This window comes from Micromonospora sp. NPDC003816 (assembly GCF_042874705.1).
Lineage (GTDB): Bacteria > Actinomycetota > Actinomycetes > Mycobacteriales > Micromonosporaceae > Micromonospora.
The window spans coordinates 159,161-172,716 of the sequence record NZ_JBIANP010000005.1 but is presented as its reverse complement, the minus strand read 5'-3'; the positions used below and the strand labels follow the sequence as shown (position 1 = coordinate 172,716).

The window sequence follows — 13,556 nt, the reverse complement described above, 5'->3', positions numbered from 1 at the left end:
GGGGGGGGTTGTTTGGGGGGGGGGGGGGGGGGGGTGGGTTGTTGGGGGGGGGGGGGGGGGGGGGGGGGCCCGGCGGGCCCGCCCCCCCCCACCCCGGCACGGGTCACATCGGTCGGACGTTGTCCGCCTGCGGCCCCTTCTGTCCCTGGGTCACGTCGAACTCGACCTTCTGGCCCTCGGTCAGCTCCCGGTAGCCACTGCTCGCGATGGCCGAGTAGTGGACGAAGACGTCCGGGCCCCCACCATCCTGTTCGATGAAGCCGAAGCCCTTTTCCGAGTTGAACCACTTCACGGTGCCGGTTGCCATGCGTTCTCTCTCCCTGTTCCAGGCGGGCGACCGCCGGCTCCACGCCGGTGGCCGCCCGATACCTTCCCGACAGTAACCGGTGAATAGCGGATTTGCCGGGCGAAGCGCCTCAGGGAGTGGCGGCGGAACGATCCGGGCGGTGCGGAGACGGCTCAGGGATGACCCGGAGCAGACCGCGCGCAGTGTGGGGAGAATCCCGATGTCCACACCGGCGGTCAGGCAATAGCGTACGAGGCATGGCAAACCAGTTGGCCCAGGTCGGAGAACTTCCCGTCGCCCTGTTGATGGCGGTGCTCGGGGTGGTCATGGTCTTCGACGCGGTCCCGCTGTTCGGCGTCCTCGTCCCCGGTGACGTGGCGATCCTGGCCGCTGTGGCGGTCGGCACTCCCCGTACCGGGCTGGCGACCTTCGTCGCCGTGGTCGTCGGGTGCCTGGCCGGATGGTCCCTGACCTTCCTCGTGGGCCGGCGGTGGGGCGCGGTTCTGCGCCGCAGCCGCGTCGGCGGTTGGGTCGGGGAGACCCGCTGGGCCACCGCGGAGGGCATCCTGCGCCGCAACGGCGGCCGGCTGGTGCTGGTCGCCCCGTTCCTGCCGGTGTTCAACGCGCTGCTGCCGCTCGCGGCCGGCGGCCTGAACATGTCCTACCCGCGCTTCCTCGGCTTCGCCTCGCTCGGTGCGGGCGCGTGGGCCGGGCTCTACCTGGCGGTGGGCACCGCGTCGCGGTCGCTGGCCGGGCTGCTGCCCGGTGGCGCCAGCCCGATGCTGATCACGATGGCCGGCGGCCTGGTGCTGGCCGCCCTGGTGCTGCTCGGCGTGCGGCGCCGGCTGCGTGAGGTCACACCCTGACCGTGCGGACACCGGTCCGGAGCGCCACGCGTTGTCGGATCCGTGCGGGGTGCGCCAGGCGCGGGCCCGGCGCACCCACGAGGGGCATCGCCGTGATCCGCGCCCGGCGGCGCGATCTGCCCCGGCCTCACCAGCCCCGGGCGCGCCACTCGGCCAGGTGCGGGCGTTCCGCGCCGAGCGTCGAGTCCCGGCCGTGGCCCGGATAGAACCAGGTTTCGTCCGGCAGCCGGCCGAACAGCTTGTGCTCCACGTCGTCGATGAGCGCCGCGAAGCGCTCGGGATCCTGGTCGGTGTTGCCGATGCCACCCGGGAAGAGACTGTCGCCGGTGAAGAGGTGCGGGGTGCCGGCCGGGTCGCGGTAGAGCAGCGCCACCGAACCCGGGGTGTGCCCCTTGATGTGGATGACCTCCAGCGTGCAGTCACCCACGGGCACGGTGTCCCCGTCGGCGAGGGTCTGCGCCTCGATCGGCAGCCCCTCCGCGTCGTCGGCGTGCACCAGCGCGCGGGCCCCGGTCTTGGCGACGACCTCCTCCAGCCCCACCCAGTGGTCCATGTGCTGGTGGGTGGTGACCACGGTGCGCAGCCCGCCGTCACCGACCAGCTCCAGCAGTCGGGGCGCTTCGTTGGCGGCGTCGATCAGCACCTGTTCGCCGGTGTGCCGACAGCGCAGCAGGTACGCGTTGTTGTCCATCGGGCCGACCGACACCTTGGTGATGGTCAGGGCGTCGAGTTCGCGTACGGCCGGCGGGCCGCCGGGGGTGACATCTCCGCTGTAGGTCATCGTCTTCCTAGATCCATTCCGGTGGGCGGGGCAGGTCACCGTCGGGGCTGACGGTCAGGGCGGTGCCGGTGCTGCGGCCGGTGAGCCAGGCGGCGAGTTCCGCTGCCGGACCGGTGACGACGGGCGCCCCCGCGCGCTCGCCCACCACCAGTTCGTGGCCGGCGCCGTCGAAGCGCAGCACCATCGATGGCGCGTCGTCGCGGTCGCCGAAGCCGGTGGCCACCTCGTGCAGCAGCCGGTGGCCGAAGGTCGGCGACCAGTCCGCCGGCCGGTAAGCGGCGGCCAGGTCGACGTGGTGGATCTCCAGCTCCCGGAGCCGTCCCCAGACCAGTAGCGCGGCCGGCCAGGGACCCCGTCGGGTCTCGACGGTGGCCGCCCAGGCCGACACCGGCATCGCCGCCACCGCCTCGGCGAACCGGTCCGCGCTGCGACGCAGGTCGTCCAGGTGCTCCTCGGGCGGGCGGGGCGCGCCGGCCTCGATGTCGGCGTCGCGGGCCTGCGCGCTGGCGTACATCGGGATCTGCTCGCCGGTGCGTGCCGAGGTGAGCAGGTTGGCGAAACCGTCGGCGTTGCGACACAGGTGGGCCAGGACGTGGCCGCGTGTCCAGCCGGGCAGCAGCGACGGCGCGGCCAGGTCGGTGGCGTCGAAACCGGCAGCCGTACGCACCAGCCGGGCGGTGGCGTCGGTCACGTCACCGGTGAGGAGAAGGGGGTCTGTCGGCACGTTCCGACCCTAGCCCTCCGGGCGTGCCGCGTCGCCGGGGAATTCACTTCCGGCCGGGCGCCGCCGGGCCTACCGTCTGCGGTGGTCGCGGCGCCGGAGTGGAGGAGGTGGCGTCGAGCATGAGCATCACGTTGACCGCCCTGGGCTGGGACGCCGAGCGGGCGGCGCATCTGCGACGTATCCGTACCGATCACCGTCCGGGTCGGGTGGCCCGGGTCGACCGTGGGGTCTGCACCGTGCTGACCGAGGCGGGGCCGGTGCGTGCCACCTCGGGCGGGGCGGTGCTGGTCGCCGCCGCGGGTGACCCCACCCGGCTGCCCGGGGTGGGGGACTGGGTGCTGCTCGGGCGCTGGCCCGACGCCCGGATCACCGTGGAGGCGGTGCTGCCCCGGCGTACCGCGTTGGTGCGGCGCACCGCCGGCAAGGACGCCGCCGGTCACCTGCTCGCCGCCAACCTGGACGTGGCGGCCGTGGTGGAGGCGGTGCACCCGGCGCCCGACGCCGCCCGCGTCGAGCGGCTGCTGGCGCTGGCCCACGAGTCCGGCGCCCGTCCGCTGGTGGTGCTGACCAAGACCGACCTGGCGGCCGACCCGGTCGCGGTGGCGCGGCAGCTCGCGGCGCTGGCTCCCGGCGTGCCGGTGCTGCCGGTCAGCGCCGAGCGCGGCACCGGGCTGGACCCGCTGCGCGCCGAGGTCGGCCCCGGCCGCACCCTCGGTCTGCTGGGACCCTCCGGTGCGGGCAAGTCGAGCCTGGTCAACCCGCTGGCCGGGGCGACGGTGATGCCCACCCAGGCGATCCGGCGGGTGGACGGCAAGGGCCGGCACACCACCACCTGGCGGGCGTTGGTGCCGCTGCCCGGCGGTGGGGCGGTGGTGGACACCCCCGGCGTCCGGGCGGTCGGTCTGCTCGACGGCGCGACCGGGCTCGACCGGGCCTTCGGCGACATCGCCGCGCTGGCGGTCGAGTGCCGCTACGGCGACTGCGGGCACGAGGCCGAGCCGGGGTGCGCCGTCCAGGATGCGCTGCGGACAGGTGAGCTGACCGCCCGGCGCTGGGAGAACTGGCGACGGCTGCACCGCGAGATCGCTCACGAGACCGGGCGGCGCGCCGCCCGCCGGCCCCGCCGTCGGGGCAGATTGTCGTAGGGCGGGTCTACAGTTGCCGGGGCGCTTTTCCGCGCCGGCACAACCGCTGGGGCGTACCCCGAAAATCGGGTTCGCCCAGAAAGCCGGGTTTGCCCGAAAGGTCGGGTTCATCCCTGAAAGCGGACAGATCTTCCTTCGTCATCCTCACCCGGGAGTACACGGACCGTGGCCGACCGTTTGATCATTCGTGGCGCACGCGAGCACAACCTGCGTGACGTCAGTCTCGACCTGCCCCGGGACGCCCTGATCGTGTTCACCGGGCTGTCCGGCTCGGGCAAGTCGAGCCTGGCCTTCGACACGATCTTCGCCGAGGGGCAGCGCCGCTACGTGGAGTCGCTGTCGTCGTACGCGCGGCAGTTCCTCGGCCAGATGGACAAGCCGGACGTCGACTTCATCGAGGGGTTGAGCCCGGCTGTCTCGATCGACCAGAAGTCGACCTCGCGCAACCCGCGCTCGACCGTCGGCACCATCACCGAGGTCTATGACTACCTGCGACTGCTCTTCGCCCGGGTCGGCGTGCCGCACTGCCCGGTCTGCGGCGAGCGGATCTCCAAGCAGAGCCCGCAGCAGATCGTCGACCGGGTCCTGGCGATGGCCGAGGGCACCCGTTTCATGGTGCTCGCCCCGGTGGTGCGCGGCCGCAAGGGCGAGTACGTCGACCTCTTCGCCGAGCTCCAGTCCAAGGGGTACGCCCGGGCCCGGGTCGACGGGGTGGTGCACCAGCTCACCGACCCGCCGAAGCTCAAGAAGCAGGAGAAGCACACCATCGAGGTGGTGATCGACCGGCTCAGCGTCAAGGCCGGCGCCAAGCAGCGGCTGACCGACTCGGTCGAGGCGGCGCTCGGGCTCTCCGGCGGTCTGGTGCTGCTGGACTTCGTCGACCTGGCCGAGGACGACCCGGACCGGGAACGCCGCTACTCCGAGCACCTGGCCTGCCCCAACGACCACCCGCTGGCGATCGAGGACCTGGAGCCCCGGGTCTTCTCCTTCAACGCGCCGTACGGCGCCTGCCCCGAGTGCACCGGCCTGGGCACCAAGAAGGAGGTCGACCCGGAGCTGGTCGTCCCGGACCCGGAGCGCAGCCTGCGCGAGGGTGCGATCCAGCCCTGGGCGACCGGGCACAACCTGGAGTACTTCCTGCGGTTGTTGGAGGCGCTGGGCGAGGCCGAGCACTTCACCGTCGACACGCCGTGGCGGGCGCTGCCGTCGCGGGCGCAGAAGACGATCCTGCACGGTTCCGACGACCAGGTGCACGTGCGCTACCGCAACAAGTACGGCCGGGAGCGCTCGTACTACACCGGCTTCGAGGGCGTGGTGCAGTGGATCGAGCGCCGGCACTCCGACACCGAGTCGGAGTGGTCCCGGGACAAGTACGAGGGGTACATGCGTGACGTGCCCTGTGCGGCCTGCGGCGGTGCCCGGCTCAAGCCCGAGGTGCTCGCCGTCACGCTGGCCGGGCGCAGCATCGCCGAGGTGTGCAACCTGTCCGTCGGCGAGTGCGCCGACCTGCTGGCCGGCATCGAGCTGACCGACCGGCAGAAGCTGATCGCCGAGCGGGTGCTCAAGGAGATCAACGCTCGGCTGCGCTTCCTGCTCGACGTCGGTCTGGACTACCTCTCCCTGGACCGGGCCGCCGGCACCCTCTCCGGTGGCGAGGCGCAGCGCATCCGGCTCGCCACCCAGATCGGGTCCGGCCTGGTCGGCGTGCTCTACGTGCTGGACGAGCCGTCGATCGGGCTGCACCAGCGCGACAACCACCGGCTGATCGAGACCCTGGTCCGGCTGCGCGGGCTGGGCAACACGCTGATCGTGGTCGAGCACGACGAGGACACCATCCGCACCGCCGACTGGATCGTGGACATCGGGCCCGGCGCGGGGGAGCACGGTGGGCAGATCGTGCACAGCGGCTCGGTGCCGGAGCTGCTGACGAACCCGGAGTCGATGACCGGGGCGTACCTCTCCGGACGTCGGGAGATCCCGCTCCCGGCCGGGCGCCGCCCGCAGACGCCGGGTCGGGAACTGGTGGTGCACGGTGCCCGCGAGCACAACCTGCGCAATCTCACGGTGAACTTCCCGCTGGGCCAGTTGATCGCCGTCACCGGCGTCAGCGGGTCGGGCAAGTCGACCCTGGTCAACGACATCCTCTACGCGGTGCTGGCCAACCAGATCAACGGCGCCCGGCTGGTGCCCGGCCGGCACACCCGCGTCGGCGGGCTGGAGCACGTGGACAAGGTCGTCGGGGTCGACCAGTCACCGATCGGTCGGACGCCGCGCTCGAACCCGGCGACCTACACCGGCGTCTGGGACCACGTGCGCAAGCTGTTCGCCGAGACCACCGAGGCCAAGGTCCGGGGGTACGGGCCGGGCCGGTTCTCGTTCAACGTCAAGGGCGGACGCTGCGAGGCGTGCTCCGGTGACGGCACCATCAAGATCGAGATGAACTTCCTGCCCGACGTGTACGTGCCGTGCGAGGTCTGCAAGGGCGCCCGGTACAACCGGGAGACCCTGGAGGTGCACTACAAGGGCAAGACCGTCTCTGACGTGCTGGAGATGCCGATCGAGGAGGCGGCGGAGTTCTTCTCCGCCATCCCGGCCATCCACCGGCACCTCAAGACGCTCGTCGACGTGGGCCTGGGCTACGTCCGGCTGGGCCAGCCGGCGCCGACCCTCTCCGGCGGTGAGGCGCAGCGGGTCAAGCTCGCCTCCGAGCTGCAGAAGCGGTCCACCGGGCGGACGGTGTACGTGCTCGACGAGCCCACCACCGGCCTGCACTTCGAGGACATCCGCAAGCTGCTGCTGGTGCTGGAGGGGCTGGTCGACAAGGGCAACACGGTGATCACCATCGAGCACAACCTCGACGTGATCAAGAGTGCCGACTGGCTGATCGACATGGGCCCGGAGGGCGGTCACCGGGGCGGCACGGTGCTCGCGACCGGCACCCCGGAGGAGGTCGCCGAGGTTACCGAGAGTCACACCGGGCAGTTCCTGCGGACCGTGCTCAAGCTCGACGGCACGGCCAAGGGCGCGACGGCGGCCACCGCCCGGGCCGCCAAGGCCAACGGTGCCAAGTCCACCGCCGCGAAGGCCACCGGGGCCAAGACGCGCGGTCGCAAGGCGGCCGCCGCCCGCTGATCCGCGAGGCCCGGCCGTCGCCCGTGGCGGCGGCCGGGCCCACCCGTTGGGGTACGCCCGAGTGGCCGATCGGGTGAACCACCGGGCAGAGTGGTGCGTGTCGAGAGACGTAGCCACGGATCATGCACGGTGGTAGCCGAAGAGAGAAGCGAGGCGGCATGAGTGACGATCAGGTGCTGGCCGGACCGGACACGCGTACCCGACGGAGCCTGCTGACCGGCGTGGGCGCGGTCGGCGCGGCGGTGGTGCTGGCCGGGTGCGGCGGCGGTGACGACTCCGGTGACGGCGCGGCCCCGACCAGCGGCGGACCTCAGGTCACCAACACCGGTGACCCCGGCGGCGGGGACCGTGAGGGGGCGCAGTCACTGGCCAGGACCGCCGACATCCCGGTCGGCGGCGGTGCGGTCTTCGCCGCGCAGGGCGTGGTGATCACCCAGCCCAGCGCCGGGGAGTTCAAGGGGTTCGACCCGATCTGCACGCACCAGGGCTGCCCGGTGTCGAACGTCGACGGCGGGACGATCAACTGCACCTGTCACGGCAGCAAGTTCTCCATCGAGGACGGCTCGGTCAAGGCCGGGCCGGCGACCACCGGCCTGCCGGCCAAGGAGGTCAAGGTCGACGGGGACCAGATCTCGCTGGCCTGACAGCGGGGCACACGGATACGGGCGCGACCGGGGCGAACTCGCCTCCGGCCGCGCCCGTCCGCGTCACTGCGCGTACGCGGACAGCTCCCACAGCGAGAAGCCGTACGTGGTGGCCCGGGTGAGCCCGTACACCCGCACGTAGCGGGCCTGTTGCGGGGCGAAGGTCAGCACGTCGGTGCCGCCGTCGCCGGCCGTGGTCGACCAGACCGTCCGCCAGGTGGCGCCGTCGTCGGAGACCTCGACGCGATACGACCGGGCGTACGCGGACTCCCAGGCCAGGGCCACCCGGCCGACCTGCCGCACCGAGCCCAGGTCCACCCGCAGCCACTGGTTGTCCGACCAGGAGCTGGCCCAGCGGGTGTTCAGGTCACCGTCGACGGCGCGGGCGGCGCCGTTGCCGAGCTGGCTGCTGGAGGCGGTCACCGGACGGCCGGTCGCCAGGTTGGTCACCGCGTCACCACGTCGGGCCGGGAACGACACCACCTGCTGGTAGGTGGGGCGGTTCTGCCAGGCGATGGTGGCGTGCTTGATACCGCCCAGCGGCGACTGGACGATCGCGTCCGCGCACCACTGGTCACCGGCGGCGCAGGTGGCGTCGCCCGGGTACGTCTGGGCGGCCGGGGTCGTCGACGCGGTGCGCAGCGTGTCCAGCAGCACCTGACGGCACGTACCCAGGTTGCCGGCGCCGCAGAAGGTCCGTCCGGGGCCGCCGGCGACCGGGTCACCGAGCACCGCCCGCAGGTCCTTGTCGACGTAGCCCCACCAGCCGTACTGGAACGCCGAGCCCTTGTGGGTCTGCGCGCTGTTCGCCGAGGACGGCAGGTTCGACACGTCGCCCTGTTGCAGGCCGGACGGGGACTCGTTGATCTGCATCGCGTTGATCACGGACTGGTAGAGGTCCGTGCCGAGCTGGTCGCGGAACATGCCCCGCACCAGCAGCGGCCACCAGGCGTCGAAGGTACGGATCGCCTCGGTGTGCTGGTACACCTTGGAGCCCTTGGCGGTCTCCACCCGCAGCGCGCCCGCCTGTCGCCAGGCCTTGAGCCGGGTGATCTCGGTGGCCAGGGCGCTGTCGGTGACCGGCTGGCTCTCCAGCACCCGGATCAGCTCGCCGAGCACCTCTGCGCCGCGCAGGTCGGTCAGCCCGGCCCGCTGCACCAGTTCGGTCAGCGAGGCCCGGTCGAACTTGCGGCCCGCCGAGATGGCCGCCTTCATCGGCTTGTCCAGCAGGTCACCCCGGTGTACGGCACCGAAGCTGAAGTTGCCGTCGGCGGCACCGAAGTCCTTGGCCTGCTTGTTGTTCCAGCTGATGTAGTAGTCCTGGTTGATCGACTGCGGGTGGGCCGAGCGCGGCGCGTACCGCGCGGTGCCGGTCGCCGGGTCGAAGTCCTGCCACTCGTAGGCCCGTTCGGCCTTCATCGGCAGATTCGGGTTGCTGCCGGCGGCCCGCACCGGGTTGAGCCCGGAGTTGAAGTACGCCGACTGGGTGGAGTTGACGTAGAACCAGTTGAAGGCGTACTCGACGTTGTTGGCGGAGGTGAGGAACGCCTCGGCGGAACCCATCTGGGTCGGGTCGTTGAACATCTGGAAGCCGATGGCCGAGTCGGCCTCACGACCGTAGGTGGAGCGCAGTTGGGTGAACGCGTGCGGCACCCCGCCCACCGTGCCGCGCCAGCCCACCAGGCCCAGCTTGGTACGCCAGGCGACCAGCTTGTACGACCCGGCCGCGGTGCCGTCGGCGACGGTCGGGGTCCACCGGTTGACCCGGGACAGCTCCTCCATCGCCAGGCACTGGCCCCGGAAGAGGTAGTGGTTGCTGGCCGGCGTCGGCGTTCCGCCGCCGGGCACGCAGAGCGGCACCGCGTACGTGTCGGTGATGTCGTGGATCGAGGAGGTGGCGCTCCACGCGTAGTCCTGGCCCCGGCCGAGCAGGACATAGAGGTTGAGTCCGGCGAAGGCGGCGCCCCGGGCGCTGATGCCCGGGCCCTGCAACTCCTGCACCATCAGCAGTTGCGGGGAGAAGTAGCCGGTCTGCGGCCCGAAGACGGCGATCGGATGTCCGGTGGCCGAGTGGGCGGCGGAGACCACGGCCGCGTTGGACATGCCCCGGTGCGCCGGGTCGATGGTCAGCCCGGAGAGCGCGGCGGCCAGTTCCGAGCTGCGGTTCGAGGTCGTGGCGGTGGTGGCGGAGCCGGTCTGGTCGGTGACGATCGGCTCGACCCGGGCCGACCCGGCGTCCGGCAGCACCACGCTGGGCGCGTTCGGCGCGGCGTCACCGTACGGGAAGCTCTGCCCGTCGTGCAGGGTCAGCACGGTCTCCGGGTCGTTCTGCCCCCGGAAGGCGTTCCACACCCGGTCGCCGTCGGTCGGACCGAACTTGGCCCGGGCCGCGATGCGGACCAGCGCCGACTGCATCTCGGTGCCGCCACCGCCGCCGAACAGGCCGCCGACGACCCCGGCGATGGCGATCAGGTCGGTCATCACGAAGGGCTTCGGTCCACCGGCGTTCGTGATCGCGTCGAGGTGACCGGTCAGCACGTACTCGCCGGGGCAGTTGCGGTTGGCCATGCAGGTCTGGATGTAGGCGTTGACCCCGGCGACGTACTCCTGCACGTCGGCGTAGAGCTGCTCGCCGCGTGTCCCACCCTTGCCGCGCAGGGCGTTCACCTGGGCCTGCAGGTCCGCCTCCGTGTACGGGGAGGTGCGCCACACGCTCTGCTCCAGCGCCCGGTTGCCCGGTGCGCCCCCGGCGAACGGGGTCAGCGTGCCCCGACCGACGTGCCGCAGCAGGTCCATCGTGAAGAGTCGGTCCTCGGCTCCGGCGTACCCGGCGCCGTACATGGTGCCGCCCCGGGTGGTGCCGGTGATGTGCGGGACACCGTTGGTCCGGTCGCGCACGATCCGCACGTCGGAACGCGGGGAGTAGTCGCGTTCGACCTGGCCGGGGGCGACGCCGAAGGAGGCGTCCCGGAAGAACGTGCTGACCTGGTCCTCGCGCAGCCCGGCGTAGCCGTAGACCAGGTTGGCGTACGTGTCGAGCTGGTCGGCGGAGTGCCGGGGCAGCGTGCCGAACGCCTGGTTGCCCAGGACCTCGACGAGGGTGGCGTTGCCGTTCTGGCCGGGCGGCAGGATCTCGGAGCACTCGCCGAGGCAGTAGTCGTTGCCGGCGAAGGCGCTGGCGACGTTCACGGCGAGGGTGGCGTCGGGGAGGGGGGTGGCGGTGGCGGGGGAGGACACGCCGACGAGCGCGGTGGCGACCGCGAGGGCGGCGGTCGCACCGGCGAGCAGCCGGCGGGTGGCGGGGTGAGCAGGCATGGCGATCCTCTGTGGACGGGGGACCATCGGGCGGGATCATTACGTGAAGAACATTCGGTTACTGGATGGTAGGGGTCGGCGCCCGAGATTGGAAGGCATCAATCACGACTCCCCGGTACGCCGACCCCGGACGGGCGGAGAAAGGGGCGAGTGGGGATGATCAGGGCTGTCGGGGGTGGCGACTAGTCTCGGAGTGTGGCTGATCCGTCGACCTACCGTCCCGCGCCGGGCACCATCCCCGAGGCGCCGGGGGTCTACCGCTTCTACGACGGCACCGGCCGGGTGATCTACGTCGGTAAGGCGCGGAGCCTACGCAGCCGGCTCAACTCCTACTTCGGCGACCTGTGGGGGCTGCACCAGCGCACCCAGCAGATGGTCACCACCGCCGAGTCGGTCGACTGGGTCACCGTCGGCACCGAGGTCGAGGCGCTCCAGCTCGAATACCTCTGGATCAAGCAGTACGACCCGAGGTTCAACGTCCGCTACCGCGACGACAAGTCGTACCCGTACCTGGCGGTCACCCTCGACGAGGAGTACCCACGGCTACAGGTGATGCGGGGCAGCAAGCGCAAGGGGGTGCGCTACTTCGGGCCGTACTCGCACGCCTGGGCGATCCGCGAGACCCTCGACCTGCTGCTACGGGTCTTCCCGGCGCGGACCTGCTCCGCCGGGGTGTTCAAACGGGCCGGGCAGGTGGGCCGTCCCTGCCTGCTCGGGTACATCGGCAAGTGTTCGGCGCCCTGCGTCGGCAGCGTCACCGCCGAACGGCACCGCGAGATCGTCGACGACTTCTGCGACTTCATGGCCGGTCGCACCGACTCCATGGTCCGCAAGCTGGAACGCGAGATGACCGAGGCCAGCGAGGCGCTGGAGTTCGAGCGGGCGGCCCGGCTGCGCGACGACGTCGCCGCCTTGCGCCGGGCGATGGAGAAGCAGACCGTGGTGCTCGGCGACGGCACCGACGCCGACGTGGTCGCGTTCGCCGACGACCCGCTGGAAGCCGCCGTGCAGGTCTTCCACGTACGCGGCGGCCGGGTACGCGGCCAGCGCGGCTGGGTGGTGGAGAAGACCGAGGACCTCAGCACCGGAGACCTGGTGCACCACTTCTGCACTCAGGTCTACGGCGGTGAGCAGGGCGAGACCGACGTCCCCCGTGAGCTGCTGGTGCCGGAGCTGCCCGCCGACGCCGAGGCCCTCGCCGACTGGCTCTCGCACCATCGGGGCAGCCGCGTGACCCTGCGGGTGCCGCAGCGCGGCGACAAGCGCACCCTGATGGAGACGGTCGAGCGCAACGCGAAGGACGCGTTGGCCCGGCACAAGCTCAAGCGGGCCGGCGACCTCACCACGCGGGGCAAAGCGCTCGACGAGATCAGTGACGCGCTCGCCATGCGGACCGCGCCGTTGCGCATCGAGTGCTTCGACATCTCGCAGATCCAGGGCACCGACGTGGTGGCCAGCATGGTCGTCTTCGAGGACGGCCTGCCCCGCAAGAGCGAGTACCGCCGCTTCATCATCCGGGGCGCCACCGACGACCTCTCCGCGATGTCCGAGGTGCTGCGCCGCCGTTTCGCCCGCTACCTCGACGCCCGCGCCGAGACCGGCGAGGCGGGTGCGGAGTCCGCCGTTGACCTTCCCGCCTCCGCTGAGGCGACGCGCGACGGGGCGGACCTGGGCGAGGCCGAGCCGGGGGTGGGTGTGTTGGTCGACCCGACGACCGGGCGGCCGCGCAGGTTCGCGTACCCGCCGCAGTTGGTGGTGGTCGACGGCGGCGCGCCGCAGGTGGCCGCCGCCGCCCAGGCCCTGGCCGAGATGGGCATCGACGACGTGGCGCTGTGCGGCCTGGCCAAGCGGCTGGAGGAGGTCTGGCTGCCCGACGACGACTTCCCGGTCATCCTGCCGCGCACCTCCGAGGGGCTGTACCTGCTCCAACGGGTACGCGACGAGGCGCACCGCTTCGCCATCACCTTCCACCGGCAGCGCCGCTCCAAGCGGATGACCACCTCCGCACTGGACAGTGTCCCCGGCCTCGGCGAAGTCCGTCGCAAGGCGCTGCTGCGCCACTTCGGCTCGCTCAAGCGACTCTCGGCCGCCACCGTGGACGAGATCACCGAGGTCCCCGGCGTCGGCCGCCGCACCGCCGAGGCGATCCTCACCGCCCTCGGTGCCACCGACAGTCAGGCCGGCACTGACTGATCCTCGCGGTCAGGTCCGACGCGACCGTCCCATCGAACCCCGCGCGGCAACCTCGTCGCCTCGCCGCCTTGTCGGCTCGGTGTGATCGAGGTCGAGGGCAGTTTCCGCCCGAACCTGTCGAGCACCAGGCTGGTCGCCCGCGTCGGTCGACGACCCGACCTTGCCGACGTGGTTCGGCACCGTAGCGCGTCGTCGTCGGCCTTGCCAGGTGAGGTCTCACGACTATCGAGCTGACTGCACCGACGGGTCACCCCTTCCGAGGGTGTGCACCGACGTGTCACCACTCCCGGCGGCGTGAGTGGTTCACCTCCGGTCCCCGCGTCCGACAGCAAGAACGGGTCAGCTCGAAAGGCGCCGACCTGGTCAGGCAGGAGAAGCTGCCGCACGCCAGGGAGGCAGGCTCACCGCTCCCGCCGACTGCCGAACAGTAGGCGCGTGAACAGCGGCGCGTTCAAGAGCGGCGAGCAGCG

9 protein-coding genes are annotated in these 13,556 nt (G+C 71.7%); 5 read left to right on the top strand and 4 right to left on the bottom strand.

From position 1 onward, the window contains the following. Window positions 1-103: 103 nt before the first annotated feature. The gene (locus ACFYTT_RS18745; RefSeq protein WP_111219891.1) at window positions 104-307 is read right to left on the bottom strand and encodes a cold-shock protein; all 204 of its coding nucleotides are present in this window, start codon (window positions 305-307) and stop codon (window positions 104-106) included. A gap of 236 nt (window positions 308-543) precedes the next feature. Between ACFYTT_RS18745 and ACFYTT_RS18740 the strand changes: the two genes are divergently transcribed. Beyond that, window positions 544-1,152, top strand: coding sequence for a DedA family protein (locus ACFYTT_RS18740; protein WP_131057880.1), 609 nt, complete (start codon window positions 544-546; stop codon window positions 1,150-1,152). Window positions 1,153-1,279: 127 nt separating this feature from the next. Here ACFYTT_RS18740 and ACFYTT_RS18735 read toward each other — a convergent pair whose 3' ends face one another. Then, the gene (locus ACFYTT_RS18735) at window positions 1,280-1,933 is read right to left on the bottom strand and encodes an MBL fold metallo-hydrolase (RefSeq protein WP_131057794.1); all 654 of its coding nucleotides are present in this window, start codon (window positions 1,931-1,933) and stop codon (window positions 1,280-1,282) included. A gap of 7 nt (window positions 1,934-1,940) precedes the next feature. Beyond that, window positions 1,941-2,657, bottom strand: coding sequence for a maleylpyruvate isomerase family mycothiol-dependent enzyme (locus tag ACFYTT_RS18730; protein ID WP_387260664.1), 717 nt, complete (start codon window positions 2,655-2,657; stop codon window positions 1,941-1,943). A 119-nt stretch (window positions 2,658-2,776) separates the two neighbouring features. Here ACFYTT_RS18730 and rsgA point away from each other — a divergent pair, with 119 nt between their 5' ends. The 3 genes from rsgA to ACFYTT_RS18715 all read left to right on the top strand — a co-directional run bounded on the left by rsgA (window position 2,777) and on the right by ACFYTT_RS18715 (window position 7,578). Next, complete coding sequence (rsgA, locus tag ACFYTT_RS18725; RefSeq protein WP_387260662.1) at window positions 2,777-3,802, top strand: ribosome small subunit-dependent GTPase A; 1,026 nt, start codon at window positions 2,777-2,779, stop codon at window positions 3,800-3,802. A gap of 165 nt (window positions 3,803-3,967) precedes the next feature. Continuing rightward, window positions 3,968-6,934, top strand: coding sequence for an excinuclease ABC subunit UvrA (uvrA, locus tag ACFYTT_RS18720; protein ID WP_176094641.1), 2,967 nt, complete (start codon window positions 3,968-3,970; stop codon window positions 6,932-6,934). A 158-nt stretch (window positions 6,935-7,092) separates the two neighbouring features. Further along, complete coding sequence (locus tag ACFYTT_RS18715; protein ID WP_131052183.1) at window positions 7,093-7,578, top strand: Rieske (2Fe-2S) protein; 486 nt, start codon at window positions 7,093-7,095, stop codon at window positions 7,576-7,578. A 63-nt stretch (window positions 7,579-7,641) separates the two neighbouring features. Here ACFYTT_RS18715 and ACFYTT_RS18710 read toward each other — a convergent pair whose 3' ends face one another. After that, on the bottom strand, window positions 7,642-10,893 hold the full coding sequence (locus tag ACFYTT_RS18710; protein ID WP_387260659.1) for a penicillin acylase family protein: 3,252 nt from the start codon (window positions 10,891-10,893) through the stop codon (window positions 7,642-7,644). A 195-nt stretch (window positions 10,894-11,088) separates the two neighbouring features. On the opposite strand from ACFYTT_RS18710, the gene uvrC reads away from it, so the two are divergent. Then, window positions 11,089-13,086: an excinuclease ABC subunit UvrC gene (gene uvrC, locus ACFYTT_RS18705; protein WP_131052181.1), complete on the top strand. Its 1,998-nt coding sequence runs from the start codon at window positions 11,089-11,091 to the stop codon at window positions 13,084-13,086. Window positions 13,087-13,556 lie beyond the last annotated feature (470 nt).